The sequence below is a fragment of the Acinetobacter sp. TG2027 genome (assembly GCF_000302435.1).
Lineage (GTDB): Bacteria > Pseudomonadota > Gammaproteobacteria > Pseudomonadales > Moraxellaceae > Acinetobacter > Acinetobacter pittii.
Window position 1 is genome coordinate 24,876 of the sequence record NZ_AMJN01000031.1, and the last position, 25,788, is coordinate 50,663.

Genomic DNA, 25,788 nt, shown 5'->3' on the forward strand with positions numbered 1-25,788 from the left:
GGGAATGAATGGCATGGTGGAGTTACCATTTCAACAATCACAAGCCTTGAATGTTCGCCAAAACCGTGCCCTTGCCTTGGCTGGGGTATTTCAGGCCACTCAGCTCACCCATATGACAGCCATGACGGGTCAGCAAAGTATTGGTGAAAGTGGTAACTTCTATTTTGAACTATTAATCAAAGCAAGTTTAAATATACGCCCTACAGCCAACAATGGTGTTCAAACCTTAGATTTTTTTAATCAGTTGGCAGATATTTCTTTAGGGCTTAAAACACTCGAAAATTGTATTACTCAACCTTTTTCAAACATGCCTAAGTCTCGCCTTCCAAAAATGGGCACGGCCAAATTGCCAATGTCCTATGCGATGTCGCTCTTACAGCTAGAAAAAAAGGTTTATAGCAATCCTGAATATGTCGCAATCATTGAAAAAGCTCAGCAGAAAATTTTAAAACAGCTGTCTTTTTTTGATAATAACTACTTACACCCAAGCATTTTAGCCAATTTGGCGCAAACTTATGTTGATACGGCTGGCCAGATTAACCCACGCATTTTAGTTCGTGGTAATGCAGAAGCATTTAAAGATACCAATCATACTAACCGCATCCGTGCTTGTCTGTTTACTGGCTTGCAAATGGCCCATTTATGGCGACAACTCGGCGGTAGTTCGTGGAACATGATTTTTAGCAAACGTAAATTGCTACAGGATATTCAAGCACTTGCTCGTTTACAGTACCAAGTCATTTAAGACTATAAACGAGATTTTTTTAGTTTTATGTTTATTCCAACATTAAGGAATCGTTATGAACGCTTTAACCGCACTATCACCATTAGATGGACGTTATGCCAGCAAATGTGATGCGCTACGCCCTTTTCTTTCTGAGTTTGGTTTAATCCATGCTCGTGTCACTGTAGAAGTGCGTTGGTTACAAGCACTTTCTAACCGTCCGGAAATTGTTGAAGTTGCACCTTTTTCAAACGAAACAAATGCAGCTTTAGATGCAATTGTTAGCAACTTCTCTGAAGAAGATGCAAATCGTATTAAAGAGATTGAACGTACGACTAACCATGACGTTAAAGCAGTTGAGTATTTCTTAAAAGAGAAAATTGCTGGTATCGCTGAATTACAAAATGCGGGTGAATTCATTCACTTTGCATGTACTTCTGAAGACATCAACAACTTGTCTCACGCGCTTATGCTTAAAAATGGTCGTGAAGTTTTAGTATCAAGCATGAAGCAAATCCTTAATGCGATCTCTGCTTTGGCAACGACTCACGCTGAACAACCAATGTTGTCTCGTACACACGGTCAAACTGCTAGCCCAACAACTTTGGGTAAAGAAATGGCGAACGTGGCATACCGTTTAGCTCGTCAAATCAAACAATTTGAAAACGTTGAGTTACTTGGCAAAATCAATGGTGCTGTAGGTAACTACAATGCTCACCTTTCTGCTTATCCAGATGTTGATTGGGCTGCTCACGCACAAGCTTTTGTTGAATCTTTAGGTTTAACATTCAACCCTTATACAACTCAAATCGAACCACATGACTACATGGCAGAGTTGTTTGATGCGTTACGTCGTTTCAATACGATTTTAATCGACTTTAACCGCGACGTATGGGGTTACATCTCTTTAGGTTATTTCAAACAAAAATTGAAAGAAGGCGAAGTTGGTTCATCAACAATGCCACACAAAGTTAACCCAATTGACTTTGAAAACTCTGAAGGTAACTTAGGTATTGCAAATGCAGTATTGGCTCACTTAGGTGAAAAATTACCAATTTCACGCTGGCAGCGTGATTTAACTGACTCAACTGTATTACGTAATATGGGTGTTGGTTTTGCACAAAGCTTAATTGCTTTCGATGCGTGCTTAAAAGGTGTTGGTAAACTTGAGTTAAATGCAAACCGTTTAAATGAAGATTTAGACCAAGCTCAAGAAGTTTTAGCTGAACCAATTCAAACTGTAATGCGTCGCTACAACATTGAAAAACCATACGAAAAATTAAAAGCATTAACTCGTGGTCAAGCAATGACTCGTGACATGATGGTTAATTTCGTAAATGGTGATGAACTCGCTCAAGTACCAAGCGAAGAACGTGCGCGTTTAGCTGAACTTACACCTGCAACTTACACAGGTAATGCAGCCGAACAAGCGAAACAAATTAACGATTTAATTAGCAAAATCTAATTAAAAAGTTTACAAAAAGCGGAGCTTAGGCTTCGCTTTTTTATTACACTCATATAAATCACAATAAAGACTTCATAAAATGATCGAAAAACAATTCAAACTTAAACACTATATTGCTCTTGGCTTGCTTTTGATTGCGATTGTCATTTCAGCTATTCAGCCTCTTGAATTTGAAGCCTATTTACTTCATCAAGCTGGCACAGTGTTTATGTTGATTTTGCTCTTTGTTATTTTTTAAGAAGATTGGACTCGATTTTTTAAGTTTTACTTTCTATCTGCTGTTTTTGCTCATCCATATTGTTGGCGCACATTACCTTTATTCATACGTTCCATACAATGATTGGATACAACAGGTATTCAATTTTAATTTAGATCAATACATGGGTTGGTCCCGTAATATGTATGATCGTTTGGTTCATCTTGCCTATGGTATTTTTCTCTACCCTCTTACTTATCGCGTGTTTCAAGTGTGGTTACCATCAGTAAAGCCATTCAGTCTTTTTTTATTAGTAGTTCAATTTGTAATGGCATCAAGTGTTTTATATGAACTTATTGAATGGGCAATTGCTATTGGATTATCTCCCGAAGAAGCCGAAAATTATAATGGGCAACAAGGCGATATGTGGGATGCCCATAAAGATATGCTGTTAGCAACTATTGGGGCAATTTTCTATGGACTTCTTGCACTGATGCTTCCATCTAAAACAAATAACTCATAAATAAAAAAGCGCTCAATGAGCGCTTTTTTAAGATCACTTTAGACAACAGGATAGGTTTGTTCTAAAAGGCTTTGTAAAACCGAAGAAGTCGTATCAGGTAAAACATGCTCAAGATTGGCAGTGATATTACTAGCGTTCGTAGTTATATCACTCTGGTCATTTACCTGAGTAGGCTTTAATGCCGCTGAAGACAAAAGAGTTTCAATTGGGTCTGGTTCACTAGACGTAGAGCTTTTTAACAAATCATCTATTGGCACAGATTTCTGCTGCTGGCTATCCGTTTCATTTGTTGTGCTTTGTACTAACTTTAATGTATTTAACCCAACACTATCAGCAACAGATACAGTTTCTGTATGAGCAGTATCAACAGCTACCTCACTTAAACTTGTAACCTTTGGAGCGACCACATAAAACGTAAATGGTGAACTCACTTCACTTGTAAGGCCTGCTGCATCTGTTTGAGTTAAAGTAATCGTATGTTTACCAATTGCTAAGTCTTTATCAAGCGTAAAGCTCCATGATCGACTACTACTTACATTTACAATCCCAATAGCAACACCATTATCATAAATGGTTAAAGTTGCATTTGCCTCACCTGAACCTGTGAGCTTTGGTCTTGCATCGTCAGTTTCTGAACCAGCAGTAATCGCACCTTTTAGAGCACCAACATCATCATCCACACTGTTTAAAACAGGTTTTGCAGGGGGTGTTGTGTCCTTAGTACCAATAATATCAAGAACCTCAGATTTATTTCCTGCACTATCAATAGCCGAAACTGAAGCATGTTTGTTATCAGTTAAAGCAGGCGAAATCGTAATTGTAAATTTTCCATTTGCATCTGCCGTTCCCGTACCAATGACCTTACCTGTCGTATCTTTAATTTCAACTTTTGCATTTGCTTCGGTTGTACCTGTTACGGTTGTGCCATCAGCATTAATTTGAGCAACAGGTTTATCAGGTGCAATAGAGTCATAACTTGGAGAAACTTCTAAAGGTTTAGAGGTATTACCTGCTGCATCTTCAACAACAACTGTTGCCTTTTGTGACTCTTTTAATGCTGGAGAAAGCGTAATCTGAAATTCGCCTTGAGCATTTGCGGTACCCGTACCAATCACTTTACCATCAGCATCTTTTATCTGAACTTTTGCATTAGGCTCAGTTTGTCCTTCAACCGTGGTACCTTCTTTATTGACTTCAACTAAAGGAACATCTGGAGCGAAAGTATCCTTTCCGGCAATAATTTTAGTTGGTTCAGATTTATTACCCGCTGCATCTTCAGCTATAACTTTTCCACCCGCGTCACTCGTCAATGGAGGAGTAAGTTTTAAAGAAAAAATACCATCTTTATTCGCAGTTACAGTGCCTAGTACATTACCACTAGCATCATAAACAGTGATTTTTGCATTTGCTTCAGTTTTACCAGTTACCAATGAGCCATCATCACTCAGCTGAGTTTGGGGAGCATCTGGAGCAATTGTGTCTTTACTACCAGTCACAACACCTGGTTTAGAAATATTACCAGCAGCATCCTCAGCTAAAACATTTAATTTATTTCCATTTGCTAAAGGCTTATCGAGTTTAATTGTAAAATTTCCACTTGCATCTGCAACTCCCGTTGCGACCGTATTACCAGCAGCATCTTTAATATAAATTTTTGCATTTGCTTCTGCTTTACCAGTAACCGTAACGGTATCATCCGCAACAGTAGCAGTCGGTGCAGCAGGAGCTAAGATATCTACAGGTCCTGAAGAATCATCTTTGTCATCATTATCAAAAGCCCAAAGATATAAACCTTCAGCGGCTAAAACCGCTAAACCTGCTTTTAGCACGTTACCCATCGAAAAAGTTGGCGAATCATCAACCGCCATTGTTGAGGCTGGTTGGCTCGTGCTGGTATAGGCTAAATCTGTGACATGGTTTAAACCTGTATAGTCGATTACCTTGCCCTGAGCATCAAATTGTGCTTCAACAAATTTTCCATGTTCAGTCGGAAGAACAAGTGAATGTTCTGTTGTATTCGTTGCTTCATTAAAGAAATTTTCTAAGACAATAGTCTCTCCATTTTTTAAATGGACGACTAGACTTCCACCTTGTTTTTCCACCGATGCTATATCTTTTTGACTTACGCCAATTTGAATAATAGAAGGTTTACTTAACACTACCTTATTGAGCTGACCATCTTGCAGAACGTCCAAACCCTCTTTGGATGCTACAATTATTCTTGTCATTATTTCCTGTCCTAAATTTCAGTTATATTTTTAAATGTCTAACTTTTTAAATATTTCATTTAAAAGCTATTTTATTGCTGTTTAAAATATCAAAACCATGTGTTTATCACAATTCAAAAATTATATTTATCAACATTTATTTTTTACTTTCCATTAAAAATCTAAACCTATTTAATAAGACATTTTTGAATATTAACTTTATAAAAAAACCAGCATTTAAGCTGGTCTTTTATAACATTTGAATTAGATAAACTTATAGTTTTGGATCACGTACCTGTACAAGCGTCGTGTTCGCTTTTGCAAGGCTTTCCATGACTTTGCTGATTACAGTAGGTATCAAACTATCTGCCATTTGCGCTGCTTGTAAACCCAGCTTTTCACCTAAAGTCGCTTTCTTACGTGTATTAATGACATACACATCATGTTGTGGCAATAAAGCTAATAAATACTCATCAGATGTTTGTAATTTATCAACAAGGTTCAGATCTAGAGCATCTTCACCATACCAATGTTCACCTGTCGCCACTTTATCGACATTAAGCTGTGGGCGATATTTTTCTACAAAGTGCTTAAATAAGACATGAGTTTGTTGCAGTTCTTCTTCGAACTTCGCTTTACCTTCAGGCGTATTTTCACCAAACATGGTGACTGTACGCTTATACTGCCCTGCTGTGTAAAGCTCAAAATCCACATTGTGTTCTTTTAAAAGACGATTAAAGTTTGGAACTTGAGCAACCACGCCAATTGAACCCACAATAGCAAACGGTGCTGCAATAATTTCATTTGCAATACATGCCATCATATAGCCACCACTTGCAGCGACTTTATCAACACAAATTGTTAAATGAAAACCTGCATCGCGTAAACGCACCAACTGAGCTGCTGCTAGACCATAACCATGCACCATACCACCTGGGCTTTCAAGACGAACTACAATACGGTCACGTCCAGCTTTAGCAGTTGCTAAAATCAGGGTAATTTCTTCACGCAAGTTTTCAACTGCCGAAGCTTGAATATCACCTTTGAAATCTAAAACAAAAATTTTCTGATTATTTTTACGGCGAATTTTAGCTTCTTTAGCAAGTTGTTGAGCTAATTGTAAAAGTTCTAAACGGCTTGCCGTAGTTTGCGCAATTTTTTTTCTCTGTTCATTGACACGTGCATTTAAATGGCTGACACGTATTTCCGCAGGGAGTTTAGGCAAATGGAATAACATAAAATTCTAAGCTCATAAGTTTATCTTTATAGCCTTAAGATGTGGTCCTTTTGATTAAAATTCAATAGCGATTTTGCAAAATAGAGTCATTTTCATTTATAAAATAAAAAAAAGAGCACATGGCTCTTTTTCTTTTATTGTTTATTAATCAACCGAAGCGACCAGTAATATACGCTTCCGTTAACTGATGGTCAGGTTGAGTAAAGACTTTTTCAGTTGAGTTGACTTCAATTAAATCACCTAAATGGAAATAAGCAGTACGATCAGAAACACGTGCCGCTTGTTGCATTGAGTGAGTCACAATCACAATTGTGTATTGATTCGACAATTCAGAAATAAGTTCTTCTACTTTTGCTGTTGCAATTGGATCGAGTGCAGAACACGGCTCATCCATTAAAATCACTTCAGGACTAACAGCAATGGTACGTGCAATACATAAACGTTGTTGCTGACCACCTGATAAACCTGTACCTGGCTGGTTCAAACGGTCTTTAACCTCATCCCACAAACCAGCTTTACGTAAGCTATTTTCAACAATTTCTTCAAGGTCATATTTATCACGCGCTAAACCGTGAAGTTTAGGCCCATAAGCCACGTTGTCAAAAATAGATTTAGGGAATGGGTTTGGCTTTTGGAACACCATACCAACCTGAGCACGCAATAATACAACGTCTAGATTTGGGTCATAAATATTGTGGTTATCGAGGGTAATTTTACCTGTTACGCGGCAACCATCAATCGTATCGTTCATACGGTTTAACGTACGAAGAAACGTTGATTTACCACAACCTGAAGGACCAATAAATGCGATCACTTCATTTTGGTAAATATCTAGGTCAATACCTTTGATAGCTTCAAAATCACCATAGTAAACATGGGCATCTTGTGCACTAATTTTGATTTCGTTTGAGTTCTGCTTTTTTGAAGTATGTGGTTCAAAATGAGAAACATACGAGGTGCCATGATTCAGCGATTTATCTGTAAATTGAGATTGTTCAGTATTCACTAACTTATCCTTTTCTAAGGAATTCGTAATATCAATAGTATTCATGATTTATCCTCTATTACCAACGCACTTCGAACTTTTTACGTAACCAAATTGCAAGACTGTTTAAACCAATCATTAATGCAAGTAGTACGATAATCGCAGCAGCAGTACGGCCTTCGAAGAAGTTACGCAACTCATTACCCTGCCATAAATAAACCTGTACAGGTAAAGCAGTTGCTTGATCAAATGGAGTTGCTGGAATACTTGCAACGAATGCACTCATTCCAATTAAAAGTAAAGGTGCGGTTTCACCAAGCGCATGTGCAACACCAATAATTGCACCTGTCATAATGCCTGGTAATGCCAACGGTAAAACGTGATGGAAAATCGTTTGGAACTTAGAAGCTCCCAAACCAAGTGCCGCTTGTCGAATAGAAGGTGGCACTGCTTTTAATGAAGCACGCGTGGTAATAATCACTGTTGGCAGTGTCATTAAGCTTAAAACCAAACCACCCACCAACGGAGCTGATAAAGGCAAATGCATCCAGCCAATGAAAATCGCAGCACCAAGTAGACCAAATACAATTGAAGGAACAGCAGCAAGGTTATTGATGTTAACTTCAATTATGTCGGTAAGAACATTTTTTGGAGCAAACTCTTCGAGATAGATTGCGCTGGCAACACCAATTGGGATCGCAATGATGATCACAATCAGCATCATGAATAATGAACCCATGAATGCACCTGCAAGACCACTAATTGCTGGAGAACTACGTGAGTCAGGATTCTTAAATAAGTTCAAGTTAAATGTACTTTCAAGAACACCTTTCGCCTTTAATTCATCTGCGAGCTTACGCACTTCTGGATCGAGTTGTTGCTGATCATCTGGTAATGAACGATCAATATTACCTTTTAACCAAACATCGACGTTCGCATCACCTAAGAAGGTAATGTTTTCTTTTTTACCAATGAGTGATGGATCTGCAAAAACCATATCACGAAGACGATAAGCTTCCGAGCTTGCATACAAGCTGCTTAGGTAGTCACGTTGTGATGCAAGTGCAGGATCTTTAGCAATCATTCCATTTACAATAATGCCATCCCAATCGACCATACCCATTTTAGTTTGCCAATCAACATAACGTTCTTGGTAATGTGCAGGTGTTTCACCTTGAGTACGTACAGGTACTGGCCCTGCATCAATCACTTTAGGGTCAAAGTAAATTGGAACATTCATACTGGTTTGCCAAAAAGCAGGTAAACCTTTTGCCAAAATACTACCGAACAAGAGAGCAACGAATGCAAGACCAATAATGACTGCCGAGAAACCCGCAAAACGGAAAGCTTTTTCTTTGCGATGACGTTTAGCCAAAGATTTTTCAATAACCTGTTTACGTCGTTCACGTGTTTCGGCAGCAGTTTTCGGATCAAATACGTTCTGATCCATAGGAGACGATGTATTTGATGTACTCATTCGTATTGCTCACGGTATTTACGCACAATGTACAGTGCTACAATATTTAATCCCAAGGTAATAACAAATAGTGTTAAACCTAGCGCGAATGCAACCAATGCTTGTGGACTTGAGAAGTCTGTATCTCCAGTCAACTGTTTTACAATAGTTACTGTCACTGTCGAAACAGCTTCAAATGGATTTGCGTGTAAAAGTGGACTATTCCCTGCTGCTAAAACCACAATCATGGTTTCCCCAACAGCGCGAGAGACTGCCAATAAGAAAGCGCCTGTAATACCCGGTAAAGCTGCCGGTAATACGACTTGACGAATTGTTTCAGACTTAGTCGCACCAAGTCCTAAAGAACCGTCACGTAGTGCACGCGGGACTTGAGTAATAATGTCATCTGACAAAGATGACACAAACGGGATAATCATAATTCCCATTACAAAGCCAGCAGTTAAAGCACTCGTCGCATTAATCTCTAAACCAACATATGCACCCGCTGCTTTAAAGAATGGTCCAATAATCATCATGGCAAATACACCATAAACAATTGTTGGAATACCAGCTAAGACTTCAATTGTCGGTTTTGCCCATGAGCGGAACCATGGTGAAGCATATTCAGCTAAATAAATTGCGATCATTAACCCAACTGGTACAGCAACGAGTAGAGCGATACCACTGACCATGAGCGTACCCCATAGCAAGGGTAATAAACCATAACTGCCTTCAGCATTACCAGAAGTACTAAAGCCCGGATTCCATTCTGTACCAAAGAAAAAGTCCATTGGACTAACAAAACGGAAGAAGTGCATTGCTTCGCCAAACATCGACATTACGATACCGATGGTTGTCAAAATCGCAACACCAGAACATAAAATCAAACCAACATTAATGGCACGTTCAACTTGGTTACGAGCACGATATTGTTGGCTGATTTTTTTCTTTGCCCAAACCAACCCCAATAAAGCAGCACAAATTACAACAGCAAATTTGGCAAAAGAGCCAATGGTTTGAAATTTTGCAAACTGTTGAGCAGCAGCTAATTCGTAGGCTGCCGGTTTATCGCTCACCCCAAAACCTGAAGCAATTGATTGAACACGATCAACCAATACACTTCTACCCGCTTCATCAAGAGAAGCACTTACAGACGCCGGAATATTATTAAAAATAATATGATTTAAAATACTTGGTTCAACTAAGTTCCAAATGATCAAAATTAAAAAAGCAGGGATACCGCACCAAAGACCAACCAGTGCGCCATAATAACCAGGACGAGAATGTAACGTCGCCGAGTTGCTTCCCTTACCTGCTATGTTACGGCTCTTTCTCAGCCCAAGTTGATATGCAATTGCCACGAGGGCTAACAACACACCGATAAGTAGCAGATTCATGTACTCTCCACTGTTTTCTCAATTGTCATAATTTGGAAAAACAAGTTAGACAAAAAGGCTGATGAACTCTTAAGATCACCAGCCTTCATTCAAACTAACTTATTTAACAGTTTTACCTGCTTTAAAGTCAGCCAAAACTTTTGCACGTTCAGCATCAGACATCGCGATTAAACCATCACGTTCAGCTTTAGAACCTTTACCAGTTGCTTTCTTGCTTACGAAATATTCTACATATTGCGGTAAGCCTTTAACTGATTTTAAGTGTTCGCCTTTCACGTAGAAGTACAATGGGCGAGATACAGGGTATGTACCATTCAATACTGTCTTCTCAGATGGAACAACGTTGTTTACTGTTGCTACACGTAACTTGTCACGGTTCATGTCATAGAAACTTAAACCAAACACGCCTACTGCACTTGGAGAAGTCTTTAAGCGCGCTAATGTTTCTGTATAGTCACCAGCGATTTCAATTACACGGCCATCTTTACGGAAAGTAGAACATGCTTTCTTCTGAGCATCTTTATCTAAGCTCTTGAAGTATTCATATGCTTCACAACCAGCTTCAACCATTTTCTCTTGGAAAACTTCACGAGTACCGTGGTTAGATGCAGGGATTACAAGAGTAATCGGTTCATTTGGAAGTGTTTTATCAATTTGATTCCAGTTTGTATATGGGTTTGGAACCAATTTACCTTTTGAAGGTAACTGTGCAGCTAAAGCAGCAAACACGTGGTAAGGTTTTAATTTATAAGCTGCTTTGTTTGAGTTAGACGCGAATACAATACCGTCGTAACCGATTTTGATTTCTTGAATTTGTTTTACACCAGCTTTGTTACAAGCTTCGATTTCAGTGCTTTTAATTTTACGAGAAGAGTTAGCAACGTCGATCGTGTTATCGCCAACACCTTGACAGAATTGTTTCAAACCAGCAGAAGAACCGCCAGAACCAACTACAGGAGTTTTAAATTGAGGGAAAGTATTACCAAACTCTTCAGCTACAACGCTGGCAAACGGTAATACAGTTGAAGAACCAGCAATTTGAATCGTATCACGAGCTGCATTTGCAGTCGTTGTTACAGCTGCCCCAGTTACTGCTAACGCAATTGCGATTTGACGTGGATTTAAGCGCATTCTGTTCTCTCTCATTAATGCAATAGGTTGTACGTCACTTTTTGTTGAGTGCTTGTACGCTCTTCGATAGCTGCATTGTGAATAGAAAATATGACAATTAAGTTACAGTATGATGACGCTTTAATGATTTCGATATTGTTAACTGTCACATTAATATTTTTTATGTACTATCAATTAGTTATTTTAAATACAGAGATTATTTAACCCTCTCTATCAATCTATATTATGACATTAACTAAAAATATTAAATTTTTATTTTTTATAAAATATAAAAACAAAAGGTATTATAAATATATTAAAAAACGGTAATTTACTGATTTATTAATTTTATTATTTAAATATTTTCTGTCATTAAAATTATTATTAAAAATTTCTAGAAAAAAACAATTTCTTTGTAACATGAAAATAATATGACAAAAGATAAAGGGTTACCGACCCTAAGGCTGATAACCGCAATATCATTGTCAATTTAAAGGATCAATTCGATTGTACTTCTGACAGAACAACCATTTTTTTACGATATTTTAAGAAGTACATCACAGCTAAAAAAGCAAGCCAGATTGGTCCTAAAATAACTGCCAATCTCATATCTGGAGTCATCGCCATAATAATAAGAATAAAGCATACAAAGCTAATGGTTAAATAATTACTCCAAGGACTCATAATGCTTTGGAACTTAGTTTGGCGTCTTTGCAATTTCATTGCTTTAGTAAACTTCAAATGCGTCACTGAAATCATGAGCCAGTTAATAACAAGTGCAGCCACAACTAGCATCATGAAGAGCTGAAAAGCTTGACCAGGAATCAGATAATTCACGACCACACATATTGCTGTAATAGATGCAGAAACAACTGCTGCTGGAACCGGAATACCGCGACTGTTTACTTTTTTCAAAATTGCAGGAGCATTACCCTGCTCTGCCAAACCATGCAACATACGGCTATTACAATAGATACAGCTGTTATAAACTGAAATAGCAGCAATCAAGACCACAAAGTTCAGAACGTTCGCAACACCGTTACTATTGAGTGACTGGAAAATCATAACAAATGGACTGCCGCCTTCTGCCACCATGTTCCATGGATAAAGACATAAAAGAATACCGATTGCACCGATATAAAAAATTAAAATACGGTACACAATCTGATTTACTGCTTTAGGAATAGTCGTTTCAGGTTTCTTCGTTTCAGCTGCAGCAATACCAATTAATTCCAATCCGCCAAATGCAAACATAATGACAGCTAAAGCCATGACAAAACCGTGAATCCCGTGCGGGAAGAAACCACCGTGTTGCCATAAATTTGCAACACCCGCTTGCGGACCTGCTGAGCCTGAAAGTAAAAGATAAGCACCGAAACCAATCATGCTTAAAATGGCAACAATTTTAATGCAGGAAAATAAGAACTCGGATTCCCCAAAAAAGCGAACATTTACCAAGTTAATGCCGTTAATTAAAATAAAGAAAAATAAAGCAGTCAGCCATGTCGGAATTTCAGGCCACCAAAACTGTATAAATGTCCCAATCGCACTCAATTCAGCCATACTGACGAGTACATATAATACCCAATAGTTCCAGCCAGACATAAAACCCGCCATTTTGCCCCAATATTTGTTCGCAAAATAACTAAAAGAACCACTGACCGGCTCTTCAACAACCATTTCACCTAAATGGCGCATAATTAAAAAGGCAATAATTCCTGCAATTGCATATCCTAATAAAATTGAAGGACCAGCCAATTTAATTGTTTGTGAAAGACCTAAGAATAATCCTGTACCAATCGCCCCTCCGAGTGCGATGAGTTGAATATGCCGATTGGATAAGCCTTGTTTTAACTCGTGCTTATTGTTTGCATCCATAACATTATCTCCAATGTTGGTGTCACTTCCTGTACACCTTTATTCAGCACCATATCCGAAGGCCAGAACCCGACCTTCGGAAATAAGTAGCTTTAATATGAGTCCATTTAATTTTTGAGAAGGCTTGTCCTGTCTTCTATTTAAAAAGAGATTGCATCCTTACATTTAATCGGTTGGGAACGCTCCTTTAAAATTTCGTAACCGCGATCACCGTAGTCAAAACGAGCAATCACAGAAGCAAATTTTTTCAAACTTACCGGCGCATCCATTGCTGGTAGTTTTAATTCAATGAAAGTTAACTGATCATTTTGCTGAACGTTGTCTAAAACACTCTTAAGCTGTCCAGCGGTTTCAACAACATAAGTTGTATGGCCTTTTTTACCATTAAATACCGCCGGAATTTCAGTGTATTTCCAGTTTTGCACGTCGTTATAGGCCGCGTTTTCACCCATAATTAGGCGCTCAATGGTGTAGCCGCCATTGTTCAGCAAGAAAATGATTGGTTTTAAACTGTGACGGATAATTGTAGAAAGCTCTTGTACCGTAAGCTGGAATGAACCATCACCAATAAATAAAATTTGACGACGCTCAGGAGCAGCCAACAAACTACCAAGCAAAGCCGGTAAGGTGTAACCAATAGAACCCCAAAGCGGCTGAGCAATATATTTAGCTGTGGCAGGAAGTTTGATACCTGACAAAGCAGAGTTTGATGTTCCTACTTCACCAATAATCACATCATCTTCTTTTAAAAACCCTGAAATGTAGTTCCAAAGCACATCTTGGCTTAACTTTTGTTGAGCTGGAGCTTCAATTACTTTCTGAGGTTGTTTTTCAAGAAGAGGTGTTGTTGATTTACGTGGAGCAACTTTTTTATTTAACTCGACAAGTAATTGTCCAATTTCAATACCCGGAAAATCCTGACCAAAAATATTTAGGCCATAAGATTTAATTTCGATGTAGTTCTTGGTCTCAATTTGATGAGTAAATACAGCTGAGCCTACATCGGTAAAGCGTGCACCAACACCAATTAAACAGTCAGATTGTTCAATGATATTTTTCACATGCGGTTGGCTTGCCCCCCCCACATAAGTTCCAATGTAACGAGGTGAACCTTCATCCATAATATTTTTTGCAGTATTCATGCCTGCAAATGGAATTGAGCATTTTTGAGACAAATCATTTAAAAGTGACGTTACACCAAAAACTGAAGCTTCATTATCAATAAGAAGTGCTGGGCTTTGAGCATTCTCAATAATGTCACAGAGTTTACTTACCACACTCTGCAATAATTCAGGTTCAACAGCTGGATAGCTTAGGTCGAGCGGACGCTCAGATACTTCAATCTTAACGTGAGTAATATCACCAGGTAGTTGAATGTGCACAGGACGGCGTTCCAGGAAACACTGACGTAATACACGGTCAATTTCAAAAGCTGCATTTGCTGGAGTTAAACGTGTTTGGGCAACGGTGAACTCTTTCATACAGTTCATAATATTGTCGTAGTTACCATCGACAAGCGTGTGGTGTATTAGTGTGCCCTTTTGAACCGCATGTAAAGGCGGAATACCTGAGATATGAATAAGAGGTACATTTTCTGCATAGGCACCTGCAATACCATTAATGGCACTTAAGTCACCTACACCATAAGTGGTTGCCAAGGCAGAAAAACCGTTAATTCGTGCATAACCGTCTGCTGCATAGGCAGCATTTAATTCATTACAATTTCCAATAAATTCGAGTTGTGGGTCTGCTTCAACTTGTTCTAGATATGAGAGGTTAAAATCACCAGGTACTCCAAAAAGATGTTGGATACCCATTTGTTTTAAACGAAGATTTAAAAAGTCACCGATTTCTATGAACATTGCTCTATATCCTTTGAGACCAATTTTTATTCCATAGAAAAATAATATTTCATCTATCTTTTAGATTTCGTGCATAATGAAAACGCATTTTAATAAAAATACATGATTTGTGTATCATAAAAGGATTTTATGCAATGGATAAGTTCGACTGGCAAATCATTCAGGCACTACAAAAGAATGGACGACTCACCAATCAGGAAATTGGAGATTTAATTGGTTTATCTGCTTCTCAATGTTCTAGAAGAAGACAGCTACTTGAGCAAAAAGGCATAATTTTAGGTTACACGGCCCGCATCCAGCAACAAGCGCTAGGACTGGAAGTTACAGCGATGATTCACATTAATTTAAGAACACATGAGGCAAAATCTCAGCAGGCTTTTCAAGAGTTAATTGAAGCAGAAGATAACATTCAAGATGCATTTTCAATTAGTGGCGATGCGGATTTTATTTTAAAAGTCGTTGCTGAAAACTTAGAACAGCTTTCTCAATTTGTAACCGAAAGATTGCTTTCTTATAATTTTATTGGCCACATAAAGTCTTACATTGTTCTAAAAAAAATTAAAGAACAGAATCATTTTTTAATCAAATCTAAAGGTCACGGTTACCATCACACGACTTAAACAGGTTAGTATTTAATAAGATAATTTAAAATAAAAAGGCGGATTTATCATCCGCCTTAGAATTAATATTTAGACTTTACTAATATGAACTGTTTGCCCAATCGTATTTTCAAGCAAGCCTTCCAGACCAAATTCAGCACCTAGACCAGACATTTTCCAGCCACCAAAAGGCGCATGAGGCAGGACTTCTGCATGGGTATTAATCCAAACAGTACCGCATTGAAGCTGACTAGCGTAAGTCTGTGCTGCTTTAATATCAGAAGACCAAATTGAGCCACCTAAACCAAACTTACTATCATTGGCACGAGCAATTGCATCGTTGATATCAGTATATTTTAAAACAGGCAACACTGGTCCAAATTGCTCTTCTTGCACCACACGGCAAGAATCAGAAACTTCAGTCAAAATAGTTGGTGCAATAAAGTAGCCCTGCTCTGGTACCTGCTGTTGCCCTGAAAGTGCTTTTGCCCCCTGTTCAATGGCTTCGGCAATAAGAGCTTTCACTTTGTTATATTGCATTTGGTTTTGTACTGGGCCAAATGTTGTAGAAGATGCCATTCCGTCACCCACAACTTGAGCGTTGGCAATATCAGCTAACTTTTGAGATAAAGCCTGATATTGGCTTTCATGCACGTATAGACGCTTTAAGGCTGCACATGTTTGACCAGCATTCAAGAACGCCGTATTAAAAATCTTAGCTGCAATTTCATCGATATTTGCATCTGGCAATACAATACCCGCATCATTACCACCCAACTCTAAAGTTAAGTGTTTTAGCTGCTGAGCTGCACCAGCCATAATGTGCTGGCCTGTTCGAGTTGATCCCGTAAACACAACTTTTTGTACATCTGGATGAGAAGATAATGCTTCACCAATCTCACCAGCACCAACCACAATTGAAATTACGCCAGCAGGAACTTCTTGCTGAATGATTTCACATAAACGTAAAGTCGATAGTGGGGTGTATTCAGAAGGTTTACTAATGACAACGTTACCTGCACGCAATGCAGGCATGATATGCCAAACCGCAATCATCAATGGCCAGTTCCAAGGAGTAATTGAAGCCACTACACCCAATGGTTGGCGATGGCGCTCAATACGCTTGGTTTCACTGTCTTCAATTATTTCTACAGGTAAATCCATCGCAGCCGCATAGCGAGTCCAGCCAATTGCGCCCTGCACTTCCATTTGAGCAAGTGCGAGTGGCTTACCCTGTTCAAGCACAACCAACTCTGCAAGCATTTCAGCGTGCTTTTGGATGCCATCTGCAATCTTGTTCAAGATTGACTTACGCTCTTCGTGTGAAACTTGTTGCCAAGCTTTAGATGCTTGTTTAGCTGCACTCATTGCCTGATTTACCTGCGCAACCGAAGCTTTTGCACAACGTGCAGCAGTTAAACCTGTAGAGGGGTTAATAATTTCTAGCTCACCTTGTTCACCTGAACAAAGTTGACCGCCAATAATGAGTTTAAATTCATTGAGCATATTCGCTTGTTGCATTTCTTCTTCCTTGTCTTAATTGTAATTACAGCCACTTACTTTTTTCAGTTAACGCGGGATTATTTAAAGTAAGTACGATATTGATATATCAATGTGACCAAAAATATTGGGGACATACCAATACAATAAGAAATTTGCTCCCCATAAATCATGCATAATTATTTTTGTTTTTTGAAAATATGCATGATTTGTGCATGTATTCTTTTCTTCATACACAATCCAAATAAAAACAATCTGCCATAAAAAAGCCCGGTAATAAACCGAGCTTTTTTTGTTATCAACTCAATTAGTCAATTGGTGGTACATAGTTACCAGAAGCAATTGCATCTTTAATGCGGTCAGCTTCAGCCAATACTTGACCTAAAAGGTTTTTAACGTTTTCGAATGTCACAACAGGGCTTAATGTTGTCATTTTCAATGACTGTACATTACCAACTTTTGTTACACCGATATTTGCCTCACCACGTGCAAACAATTCGTCCGCTACGTTTTGGTTCAAGCTATCGATAAACTCAGCTGGGTAGCCTTGTGGAACAACACGGAATAATACCGAAGCAAACTGAGGCTCAACTAAAAGTTCTAAACCATCAGTTGCCTTGATGTAATCTGCAACTTCACGAGTAAGTTTTACACCATGGTCAATCATTGAACCATAAAGGTCTTCACCTAGTGATTCAATTGTCATCCACAATTTCAATGCATCAAAACGACGAGTCGTTTGTAATGATTTAGACACAAGGTTTGGTACACCGTGCTCTTCGTCATAAGCAGAGTTCAAGTATTCAGCTTCGTAGTGCATGAAACGATAGTTCGCTTCATCTTTCAACAAGAACGCGCCACAGCTAATGCTTTGGAAATAATGCTTATGGAAGTCGAGGGTAATCGAGTCAGACAACTCAATACCATCAAGCATTGCACGATAGTCATTTGACAGAATTAATGCACCGCCCCATGCCGCATCGATATGCATCCATGAACCATATTTATTGGTAATTTCACGGATTTTCTTCAATGGGTCAATTGCACCGGCATCAGTCGTACCTGCTGTCGCAACGACACAAGCAACAACTTTACCTTCAGACTGAAGATGCGCCATCGTTTTTTCGAGAGCATCTACATCCATCTGTGCATTTTCATTCACAGGAACAGTTACAACTGACTGGAAGCCCATACCCATCATTGCCATGTTCTTTTGCACAGAGAAATGCGCATTTTCAGAACAGATGACTTTGACGTTTTTCATTGCATCGGCAGGAATACCATCACGCTGTACAGACCATGGATTACCATTTTCGTCTTTCCAGTTTTTCGAGATGCACCAGTCACGAGCAAGTAACACACCCATCAAGTTAGATTGAGTACCGCCAGAAGTGAAAACACCTGCCTGACCAGAACCATAACCTACTTTTTGACGCAACCAATCAATGAGCTGAACTTCCATTAATGAACCTGCCGGGCTTTGATCCCATGAGTCCATAGATTGGTTAGTTGCATTGATTAACACTTCCGCAATCTGGCTCATCACCATGGTTGGGCAGTGTAAATGTGCTAATGAATGTGGATGATGTACTTTCAAGCTTTTATTCAAGAAAAGCTCAATCATACGTTGAAGAGATTCTTGTACACCCATACCTTCTTTTGAAGGTTGGAAAGAAATTGCTGAACGCAATTCTTTAATGCTACCACCAGTGTACATCTTTTCATTTTGCAACCATGCTGAAACGGCTTTTACCGCTTCGCCCATTGCTGACTCATAGTCAGCAATGGATTGTGCATCATTGCAGAGTAACGCTTTACGATGTTCTGCAAAATCCACCATACTTATGCGCCTCGTACTGCAACCAATGCTTCTGCAATTGCTTTCTTAAAGCGAGCAACTACTTCAACACACTCGTCTTGAGTGATGATAAGCGGGCAAAGTAAACGAATTACTGTACCGTTACGACCACCTTTTTCAAGCAATAATTTATTGTTGAAACAAGCAGTTTGAATTGCAGCAGCTAATTGTGAGTCAGCAGGATGCGAACCAATACGATCAGCTGGTTTACGCTCGTCAACGATCTCAACACCGATCATTAAACCGCGACCACGTACGTTACCGATACATGGGAATTCTTGAGCTAATTTTTTAAATTCAGCTTGTAAGAAGTCACCACGCTCTTGCGCATTTTGAGCAAGATTTTGTTCGCTAATCGTTTTTAATACGACAAGACCAGTACCCATAGCAAGTTGGTTACCACGGAAAGTACCCGTGTGACCAGCAGGCTGCCAAGCATCAAATTTACGTTTAATACCTAATACTGCAAGTGGTAAACCACCACCTACTGCTTTAGACATTACAACAACATCAGGTTCAATACCTGCATGTTCAAATGCAAACATTTTGCCTGAACGTGCAAAGCCAGCTTGAACTTCGTCTAAAATTAAAACGATGTTGTGCTTTTCAGTCACTTCACGGATTTTTTGCAACCATTTTACTGGAGCTGTAACTACGCCGCCTTCACCTTGAATCGCTTCAAGAATCACAGCAGCCGGTTTTGTTACACCGCTTTCTACATCTTCAATAAAGTTTTCAAAGTAGTAAGTTAAAGCGTCAACACCAGCTTCACCACCTAAACCAAGTGGGCAGCGGTATTCATGCGGATATGGCATGAATTGTACGCCCGGCATTAAACCGTTAACTGCATTTTTTGCACTTAAGTTACCAGTCATAGCAAGCGCACCATGGGTCATACCATGATAACCGCCTGAGAAACTGATCACTGAACTACGGCCAGTGTAAGTCTTAGCAAGTTTAATTGCTGCTTCAGTTGCGTCTGCACCAGCAGGACCACAGAACTGCAAGCAATATTCTTCTTTACCACCAGGTAAATATGCTAACAATGCTTCAGTGAATGCATCTTTTAAAGGTGTGGTTAAGTCTAAAGTATGCAATGGCAAACCACTTGCCAATGTATCTTGAATACTTTGAATCACCGCAGGATGATTATGACCTAAAGCCAATGTACCTGCCCCAGCTAAACAATCAAGGTACTGTGTACCTTCAACATCAGTAACCCAGCATCCTTGTGCTTTCGCTATCGCTAACGGTAATTTACGTGGATAGCTACGAACATTTGATTCCATTTGACTTTGGCGAGTCAAATAATATTCGTTAGTAGCATTAGTGGCAGGGTTAACGGAAGTAACGCTCATATCGGATTACCATCTCTGATAGGGGTAGAAAGAAATAAGTCTGGTGACGATTGGTCCTTTGACTCGGTGCTTTATAGAACTAGTAAAGACACTTATTTTATATCTTGTAACTAGGAGCGCGATGATACCTAATTTTACAAGAAAAAAAACGTCTTTTATGTACTTTACTCATCTAATCTTATTGAAAAAATGTATCATCCCAATAGTTATGATGAATTATCATCATACTATGTGACAACCTAAAGAAAATATTCTTTTTTTATATTACTTTGATTTTTTAAGTTACATTGAAACACTTTAATTTTAAGCTTTTAATTTTTAAAGACTTTATATTTACCAAAATTTAAAAAAACCTGATCTGAATATTACAAATACGCCACAAAATCTGCAAAAGTTATGTTTAACATTTCCTAATGAAAAAAATTAAATTTATATTAATTTTTAAAGGAAAAATTTATGCGTACTTTAGCCGTATCCACCCTTCTTTTAGGTTCTCTCCTTAGCCCTTTAGTTTTTGCTCAGGATGACAATGCTTTGAACTACAATATTGTAAATGTACAAGCGGAAGCTTCTCGCCAAGTTTCTAATGATGAAATGCATGCAACTTTATATATTGAAAAAAGTAACAAACAACCAGCCGAGCTTTCAAACCAAATCAATCAGCTGATGAATCAGGCACTTAATGTTTCTCGTAAATATCCACAAGTAAAAGTGGAAACTGGTGCTCAAAGCACTTATCCAATTTACGATAACGATAGCAATAAGTTAAAAGAATGGCGTGGCCGCGCTGAAATCCGTCTTGAAAGTAAAGACTTTAAAGCTGCTAGCCAGTTAGTAAACGAATTACAGCAAAACTTCCAAACTCAATCGATTAATTTTACGGTTTCTGATGAACAACGTAAAAAAGTTGAAAATGAGTTAATGGTAGAAGCATCTAAAAACTTCCAACAACGTGCTCAAATGTTGACCCAAGCTTGGAATAAAAACCAATATACTTTGGTCACTCTAAACCTGAACACAAATAACTATTTCCCACAACCTGTAATGCGTGCCAGCATGGCTAAATTTGCTATGGCCGAAGCTGCACCAGCTCAAGATATGGCAGCTGGTGAGTCTAAAATTACTGTAAATGCAAACGGTTCAATTCAGTTTAAATAATTTGTTTCTCTAAAAAAAGCCCTGAACTCATCAGGGCTTTTTTTGACTTATTTTTTAAAAGGTAAAGCATATTTAAAGATACGGCCTACCACCTGTCCAAACTGTTTAGCCAGACTTGCGTTGTTATAATTTAGACCATATTTTTTACATACAGCTTCAACTTTTGGAGCCATTTGGCGATAACGACGCGCTGGAATATCTGGAAATAAATGGTGCTCAATCTGATGGCTCAAATGTCCGCTTAAAATATGTAATGCTTCTGAACCTTTCAAGTTAGAAGAACCACGAATCTGGCGCATATACCAGTGACCACGGCTTTCTTCTTGTAAAACAGACTTTGGAAATACTTCCGCATCTTTTGTGAAGTGACCACAAAAAATAATCGTAAATGTCCAGATATTACGAAGACCATTTGCAACCAAATTACCAGTGAATACAGGTAAAGCTGCCGGACCTGCAATTAAAGGGAAGAAAACATAATCTTTAAAAAGTTGTTTTCCAATCTTTTTATTAACAGGTTTTAACTCTTCCAAGAACTTTGCCATACTCTTACGTTTATAAAGGACACGTCCAATTTCAAGATTCTGAATAGCTACGCCCCATTGGAACAATAAACAGAATGGGATGCTATAAACAGGTTGAAGTAAGAAACCCGGCTTCCAGCGTTGCTCTGGGAATAAACGAAGTAAACCGTAACCAATGTCATCATCAATACCTTTAATGTTGGTATAGGTATGATGTTTATAGTTATGAGTTTGGCGCCAGTTATCAGAAGTACCGACAGTATCCCACTCGTAAGTTTGACCATTAAATTTAGGATCATTCATCCAGTCATATTGACCGTGCATCACGTTATGACCGAGTTCCATGTTTTCCATAATTTTAGAGAAGCCTAATAGGCCTGTTCCTAAAATCCACGCTGGTGGGAACCAACCTGCAAACAAACATGCTCGGCCTAAAAAGCTACTGTAACGAATCGCAGCATAAACACGGCGGATATATTTAGCGTCTTTCTCGCCCAAATCATCCAATACTTCTTGCTTGATCTGATCGAGCTCTTTTGCAAATGCATCAAGTTCTGCTGGAGTCAAATCTCGATTTTTAGGATTTTTAAAATATTCGACTTTCACTGGCATATTCATAAGAGTTCTCTCTTAAAGATCAATAACTAGATCGGATTGTGCTGAGTTCACACAAATTTTAAGTAATTGGCTTGGTTCAGTGTTTTCGCTACCGTTAAGTAAATTACGTGTTGAACCTTGTGATTTATTACAAACACATTTATTACAAATTCCCATACGGCAACCATGAGTTGGTTTAAGGCCTTCATGTTCAAGGCTAACCAGAATTGACTGGCCTTTAGGAATTGCAATCACCTTATTAGACTGGGTTAATGTGACATTCACATAACCAATATCATCGGCAGAGCTTTCATTTGTTAAGCTAAATGCTTCTGTTAAAACGGCTGGAGCGTTTTCAAATAACTGCTCAACAGACGCTACAAAACCAGAAGGACCACACGCATAAATTGTGCTGTTTTCTACATCATCAACTAATGCTAAATGCTCTGTATTTAAACGTTCATCATTTGGGGTTTCTTGTGTATAGAAAACCTGATAATTAAAGTTCGGATATTGCTGCGCAACTTTTTCAAAGTATTCAACAAAAGCTGCATCTGAACGTTGTTTCACCCAATATAAAAGTTGCACCTGAACTTTATCTAACTGCTGGCTTTGTTTAATCGCAGTAATCAAGCTCAACATTGGGGTAATACCACTACCCGCAGCCAACATAATTAAATTCGGTGTTTTGATGTTTTGTTGCATGTCACCATAAGGTTGACCAAGCTCAAAAACATCACCGATTTTGCTTTCAGAAATAAACCAGTTACTCACGATACCATCAGCAACTTTTTTTACGGTTAAACGTAAGTGCTGCGCATCTATTTGCGTCAAACTATAAGTACGTTCATAGCGACGACCAGCAATTTCTACAATTACAGGATGATGCTGGCCTGCAACGCCCATTTTCACTAAGCGGTTACATTTTAGAGTCAGGCTCACCATGTCGTGAGCGACAAATTCTTTTTTTACAATTTGAACAAGGCCATGTTTTACAGACCATAAAGGATTAACTTTTTGTAGCCAGAAATTAGCCATTTCTTTATCAAAGATGGCTTGTGTCAATGAATTGAATAGAGAATTTCTCTTTTCGATTGCTTGCATAACTGAAGGCTCTGTCGCTCTTTTTTAATTATTATACACATGTATATATATTTGTATATACACCCGTACTTTTAATTACAATTTCACAAGTTCAGCTTCTAAGGCTATAATCCTGAGAGTTTACAAATATATTGAACAGCATGACCCAATCTTCACTTTCTCAGAACCTGAATGACACACCTCAACAACAAGATGTCATTGAAATTAAAACAGCTACGCGTTCTGTTGGAAGAAAAGCGACAATTACTAAAGAAGAACTTTTTCAGGCCGCTTTAAACCTTATTGGTCCGCAAAAAAGTATTGCTTCATTGAGTTTACGTGAAGTAGCTCGAGAAGCAGGAATTGCGCCAAATAGTTTCTATCGACATTTTAAAGATATTGATGAATTAGCTATTTCTCTAATTGACCGCGCAGGTATCGTTTTACGTAAAATTATCCGTCAGGCTCGCCTACGCGCTTCCTTGCAAGAAAGTATTATTCGTAGTTCGGTCGATATTTTTCTTCAACAGCTTGATGCCGACGAAGGCAATTTAAGTTTACTGCTCCGTGAAAGTTTTACAGGTTCAGCTTCTTATAAAGCTGCCGTAGACCGTCAACTCAACTTTTTTCAGCAAGAGTTGCAAGAAGATTTAATCCGTCTTGAGCGTTTAAATAACAATCACCTGTATCACCCAGACCTTGTTGCAAAAGCAATTACCCAACTTGTGTTTCATATGGGTGCCAAAGTGATTGATTTACCGATCAATCAACGTGCAGAAGTTGCTGAACAAACCATGATTATGATTCGGATGATTTTAGAAGGTGCACGTCATCTAGATGAAGCAAAAATTCGCTAAAATGATCTAATAAATGGCTTGTTGATAAACAGGCCATTTTTACATCTAACTCCCCTATTTTCCAATAAAAATATAATTCACTGATTGAAGCGAATAGCTTGCCAGAGTATAAATAATCATTCCGTTTGCTCTTTCTCCTATATTCCCAACGATCTCAGGGATCCACATGCAAAATTTGAATAATCGTCAAAGTCTGATTGCAAGCTACATTCTTATGGGCATCTTTTTGCTTTCGGTTATCCCCTTACATTTATTAGCAAGTTTTTTTGCAGGCTTTCTCATTTATGAAATTATTATTAGCTTAAGTTCAGTTGTAGAACGTTATATTGATGGCCAAAGAGCCCGTATTTTTATTAGTATTTTACTTAGTATTGTTACCATTTCGCTTATTGGTTTTTTCATTACTAGTCTAATTAGTTTCGTTGTATACGATCTAAAAGGTGTAGGTTTACATAGCATTAATGGCAAAGTTGACCAAACCCTACTTCATTTGCAGGCAGAGATCACAAAATATCTTCCAGGCTATATTCCCGATAGCGTGACAGATCTAAAAGACGAAATCTTTGCTTTTATGAAAGATAACGTCACCACACTAAAAAATACCAGTTCCGATATTTTGCATAACTTCGTGACTATGGTCATGGGATTAATTATTGGTATTTTGGTGGCGATACATGGTTTTCATCGCCGTACGCCTCAGCCTGTTTTTAAGTCACTGCTTATCCAACGTATTCAAAAACTATCAATTTCATTTAAAAATGTTGTTTTCGCACAAATAAAAATTTCAGCAATTAACACACTGCTATTTATTTTATTCGCCTTTATTTTATTGCCGCTTTGGGGAGTTCACCTTCCTTTTGCCAAAACTTTAACTATTTTGACCTTTATGTTTGGTCTCATTCCAATTTTAGGGAATCTACTTTCAAATACTTTAACGTTTATTGCAGCTCTTACCATTTCCCTAGGGCTAGCAGGAGCAGCATTACTTTATCTCGTTCTGGTTCATAAACTTGAATATTTTATTAATGCTAAAATTATTGGGCATAAAATCAATGCAAATGCATGGGAGATTTTATTAGCAATGCTAGTATTTGAGTCAATTTTTGGCTTAGGCGGTTTAATCGCAGCTCCAATTTTTTATGCGTATTTAAAGCTAGAATTAAAAGACGCTGGTCTCATCTAATTCAAAATCGATGTATAAAAAAAGCGCCCTC

Annotated in this window: 19 protein-coding genes and 1 pseudogene; 7 read left to right on the forward strand and 13 right to left on the reverse strand. The window is 38.3% G+C overall.

Features of this window, described 5'->3' with window-relative positions; genetic code table 11:
• The first annotated feature begins 13 nt into the window (after nt 1–13).
• The 3 genes and pseudogenes from hflD (at nt 14) to B806_RS0106440 (ending at nt 2,908) form a co-directional block, all read left to right on the forward strand.
• On the forward strand, nt 14–745 hold the full coding sequence (gene hflD, locus B806_RS0106430) for a high frequency lysogenization protein HflD (RefSeq protein WP_016140362.1): 732 nt from the start codon (nt 14–16) through the stop codon (nt 743–745).
• 55 nt (nt 746–800) lie between these two features.
• A complete protein-coding gene (purB, locus tag B806_RS0106435; protein ID WP_017387268.1) occupies nt 801–2,189 on the forward strand; it encodes an adenylosuccinate lyase in 1,389 nt (462 codons plus the stop codon).
• Nucleotides 2,190–2,268: 79 nt separating this feature from the next.
• Nucleotides 2,269–2,908: pseudogene (locus tag B806_RS0106440) on the forward strand (DUF2238 domain-containing protein).
• Nucleotides 2,909–2,946: 38 nt separating this feature from the next.
• Here B806_RS0106440 and blp2 read toward each other — a convergent pair.
• The 8 genes from blp2 to B806_RS0106480 all read right to left on the reverse strand — a co-directional run bounded on the left by blp2 (nt 2,947) and on the right by B806_RS0106480 (nt 15,040).
• The gene (gene blp2, locus B806_RS0106445; RefSeq protein ID WP_017387270.1) at nt 2,947–5,136 is read right to left on the reverse strand and encodes an Ig-like repeat protein Blp2; all 2,190 of its coding nucleotides are present in this window, start codon (nt 5,134–5,136) and stop codon (nt 2,947–2,949) included.
• A gap of 253 nt (nt 5,137–5,389) precedes the next feature.
• A complete protein-coding gene (sohB, locus tag B806_RS0106450) occupies nt 5,390–6,352 on the reverse strand; it encodes a protease SohB (RefSeq protein WP_017387271.1) in 963 nt (320 codons plus the stop codon).
• 148 nt (nt 6,353–6,500) lie between these two features.
• Nucleotides 6,501–7,403 (reverse strand): phosphate ABC transporter ATP-binding protein PstB, encoded by a 903-nt coding sequence (gene pstB, locus B806_RS0106455; RefSeq protein WP_005067963.1) that lies wholly within the window; start codon nt 7,401–7,403, stop codon nt 6,501–6,503.
• A gap of 13 nt (nt 7,404–7,416) precedes the next feature.
• Nucleotides 7,417–8,814, reverse strand: coding sequence for a phosphate ABC transporter permease PstA (gene pstA, locus B806_RS0106460; protein ID WP_005073268.1), 1,398 nt, complete (start codon nt 8,812–8,814; stop codon nt 7,417–7,419).
• The gene (gene pstC / locus B806_RS0106465) at nt 8,811–10,190 is read right to left on the reverse strand and encodes a phosphate ABC transporter permease subunit PstC (RefSeq protein ID WP_002119004.1); all 1,380 of its coding nucleotides are present in this window, start codon (nt 10,188–10,190) and stop codon (nt 8,811–8,813) included. Before pstC ends, pstA begins: the two co-directional genes overlap by 4 nt.
• Before the next feature lie 99 nt (nt 10,191–10,289).
• Entirely contained in the window at nt 10,290–11,321 is a 1,032-nt protein-coding gene (locus tag B806_RS0106470; protein WP_005073265.1) for a substrate-binding domain-containing protein, read from the reverse strand.
• A gap of 477 nt (nt 11,322–11,798) precedes the next feature.
• The gene (locus tag B806_RS0106475; protein WP_017387272.1) at nt 11,799–13,178 is read right to left on the reverse strand and encodes an amino acid permease; all 1,380 of its coding nucleotides are present in this window, start codon (nt 13,176–13,178) and stop codon (nt 11,799–11,801) included.
• Between the two features lie 140 nt (nt 13,179–13,318).
• The gene (locus B806_RS0106480) at nt 13,319–15,040 is read right to left on the reverse strand and encodes a thiamine pyrophosphate-binding protein (protein ID WP_017387273.1); all 1,722 of its coding nucleotides are present in this window, start codon (nt 15,038–15,040) and stop codon (nt 13,319–13,321) included.
• A gap of 134 nt (nt 15,041–15,174) precedes the next feature.
• On the opposite strand from B806_RS0106480, the gene B806_RS0106485 reads away from it, so the two are divergent.
• The gene (locus B806_RS0106485) at nt 15,175–15,660 is read left to right on the forward strand and encodes an Lrp/AsnC family transcriptional regulator (protein WP_017387274.1); all 486 of its coding nucleotides are present in this window, start codon (nt 15,175–15,177) and stop codon (nt 15,658–15,660) included.
• Between the two features lie 69 nt (nt 15,661–15,729).
• Here B806_RS0106485 and B806_RS0106490 read toward each other — a convergent pair whose 3' ends face one another.
• The 3 genes from B806_RS0106490 to B806_RS0106500 all read right to left on the reverse strand — a co-directional run bounded on the left by B806_RS0106490 (nt 15,730) and on the right by B806_RS0106500 (nt 20,355).
• Nucleotides 15,730–17,160 carry an aldehyde dehydrogenase family protein gene (locus B806_RS0106490; protein WP_017387275.1) on the reverse strand — a complete coding sequence of 477 codons (1,431 nt, stop codon included), beginning with the start codon at nt 17,158–17,160 and terminating at the stop codon, nt 15,730–15,732.
• Between the two features lie 286 nt (nt 17,161–17,446).
• Entirely contained in the window at nt 17,447–18,979 is a 1,533-nt protein-coding gene (locus tag B806_RS0106495) for an aspartate aminotransferase family protein (protein WP_017399290.1), read from the reverse strand.
• A gap of 2 nt (nt 18,980–18,981) precedes the next feature.
• A complete protein-coding gene (locus tag B806_RS0106500; RefSeq protein WP_002118718.1) occupies nt 18,982–20,355 on the reverse strand; it encodes a diaminobutyrate--2-oxoglutarate transaminase in 1,374 nt (457 codons plus the stop codon).
• Nucleotides 20,356–20,811: 456 nt separating this feature from the next.
• Here B806_RS0106500 and B806_RS0106505 point away from each other — a divergent pair, with 456 nt between their 5' ends.
• A complete protein-coding gene (locus B806_RS0106505) occupies nt 20,812–21,513 on the forward strand; it encodes an SIMPL domain-containing protein (RefSeq protein WP_005803821.1) in 702 nt (233 codons plus the stop codon).
• Nucleotides 21,514–21,560: 47 nt separating this feature from the next.
• Here the strand turns inward: B806_RS0106505 and B806_RS0106510 are convergent, their stop codons facing one another.
• Nucleotides 21,561–22,655: an acyl-CoA desaturase gene (locus tag B806_RS0106510; RefSeq protein WP_002118415.1), complete on the reverse strand. Its 1,095-nt coding sequence runs from the start codon at nt 22,653–22,655 to the stop codon at nt 21,561–21,563.
• A 12-nt stretch (nt 22,656–22,667) separates the two neighbouring features.
• Nucleotides 22,668–23,738: a ferredoxin reductase gene (locus B806_RS0106515; protein ID WP_017387277.1), complete on the reverse strand. Its 1,071-nt coding sequence runs from the start codon at nt 23,736–23,738 to the stop codon at nt 22,668–22,670.
• Between the two features lie 140 nt (nt 23,739–23,878).
• On the opposite strand from B806_RS0106515, the gene fabR reads away from it, so the two are divergent.
• Together fabR and B806_RS0106525 are read left to right on the forward strand one after the other, a co-directional pair.
• A complete protein-coding gene (gene fabR, locus B806_RS0106520; protein ID WP_002118668.1) occupies nt 23,879–24,574 on the forward strand; it encodes an HTH-type transcriptional repressor FabR in 696 nt (231 codons plus the stop codon).
• A 166-nt stretch (nt 24,575–24,740) separates the two neighbouring features.
• On the forward strand, nt 24,741–25,757 hold the full coding sequence (locus B806_RS0106525) for an AI-2E family transporter (RefSeq protein ID WP_017387278.1): 1,017 nt from the start codon (nt 24,741–24,743) through the stop codon (nt 25,755–25,757).
• Nucleotides 25,758–25,788: the final 31 nt, after the last annotated feature.

What these genes read in the sequence shown, in the direction of transcription:
- pstB (WP_005067963.1), bottom strand. Translation starts at nt 7,403, where the DNA reads ATGAATACTATTGATATTACGAATTCCTTAGAAAAGGATAAGTTAGTG.
- sohB (WP_017387271.1), bottom strand. Translation starts at nt 6,352, where the DNA reads ATGTTATTCCATTTGCCTAAACTCCCTGCGGAAATACGTGTCAGCCAT.
- B806_RS0106525 (WP_017387278.1), top strand. Translation starts at nt 24,741, where the DNA reads ATGCAAAATTTGAATAATCGTCAAAGTCTGATTGCAAGCTACATTCTT.
- B806_RS0106505 (WP_005803821.1), top strand. Translation starts at nt 20,812, where the DNA reads ATGCGTACTTTAGCCGTATCCACCCTTCTTTTAGGTTCTCTCCTTAGC.
- hflD (WP_016140362.1), top strand. Translation starts at nt 14, where the DNA reads ATGGTGGAGTTACCATTTCAACAATCACAAGCCTTGAATGTTCGCCAA.
- B806_RS0106495 (WP_017399290.1), bottom strand. Translation starts at nt 18,979, where the DNA reads ATGGTGGATTTTGCAGAACATCGTAAAGCGTTACTCTGCAATGATGCA.
- B806_RS0106470 (WP_005073265.1), bottom strand. Translation starts at nt 11,321, where the DNA reads ATGCGCTTAAATCCACGTCAAATCGCAATTGCGTTAGCAGTAACTGGG.
- fabR (WP_002118668.1), top strand. Translation starts at nt 23,879, where the DNA reads ATGACCCAATCTTCACTTTCTCAGAACCTGAATGACACACCTCAACAA.
- B806_RS0106515 (WP_017387277.1), bottom strand. Translation starts at nt 23,738, where the DNA reads ATGCAAGCAATCGAAAAGAGAAATTCTCTATTCAATTCATTGACACAA.
- pstC (WP_002119004.1), bottom strand. Translation starts at nt 10,190, where the DNA reads ATGAATCTGCTACTTATCGGTGTGTTGTTAGCCCTCGTGGCAATTGCA.
- pstA (WP_005073268.1), bottom strand. Translation starts at nt 8,814, where the DNA reads ATGAGTACATCAAATACATCGTCTCCTATGGATCAGAACGTATTTGAT.
- B806_RS0106490 (WP_017387275.1), bottom strand. Translation starts at nt 17,160, where the DNA reads ATGCAACAAGCGAATATGCTCAATGAATTTAAACTCATTATTGGCGGT.
- B806_RS0106475 (WP_017387272.1), bottom strand. Translation starts at nt 13,178, where the DNA reads ATGGATGCAAACAATAAGCACGAGTTAAAACAAGGCTTATCCAATCGG.
- B806_RS0106510 (WP_002118415.1), bottom strand. Translation starts at nt 22,655, where the DNA reads ATGAATATGCCAGTGAAAGTCGAATATTTTAAAAATCCTAAAAATCGA.
- B806_RS0106480 (WP_017387273.1), bottom strand. Translation starts at nt 15,040, where the DNA reads ATGTTCATAGAAATCGGTGACTTTTTAAATCTTCGTTTAAAACAAATG.
- blp2 (WP_017387270.1), bottom strand. Translation starts at nt 5,136, where the DNA reads ATGACAAGAATAATTGTAGCATCCAAAGAGGGTTTGGACGTTCTGCAA.
- B806_RS0106500 (WP_002118718.1), bottom strand. Translation starts at nt 20,355, where the DNA reads ATGAGCGTTACTTCCGTTAACCCTGCCACTAATGCTACTAACGAATAT.
- purB (WP_017387268.1), top strand. Translation starts at nt 801, where the DNA reads ATGAACGCTTTAACCGCACTATCACCATTAGATGGACGTTATGCCAGC.
- B806_RS0106485 (WP_017387274.1), top strand. Translation starts at nt 15,175, where the DNA reads ATGGATAAGTTCGACTGGCAAATCATTCAGGCACTACAAAAGAATGGA.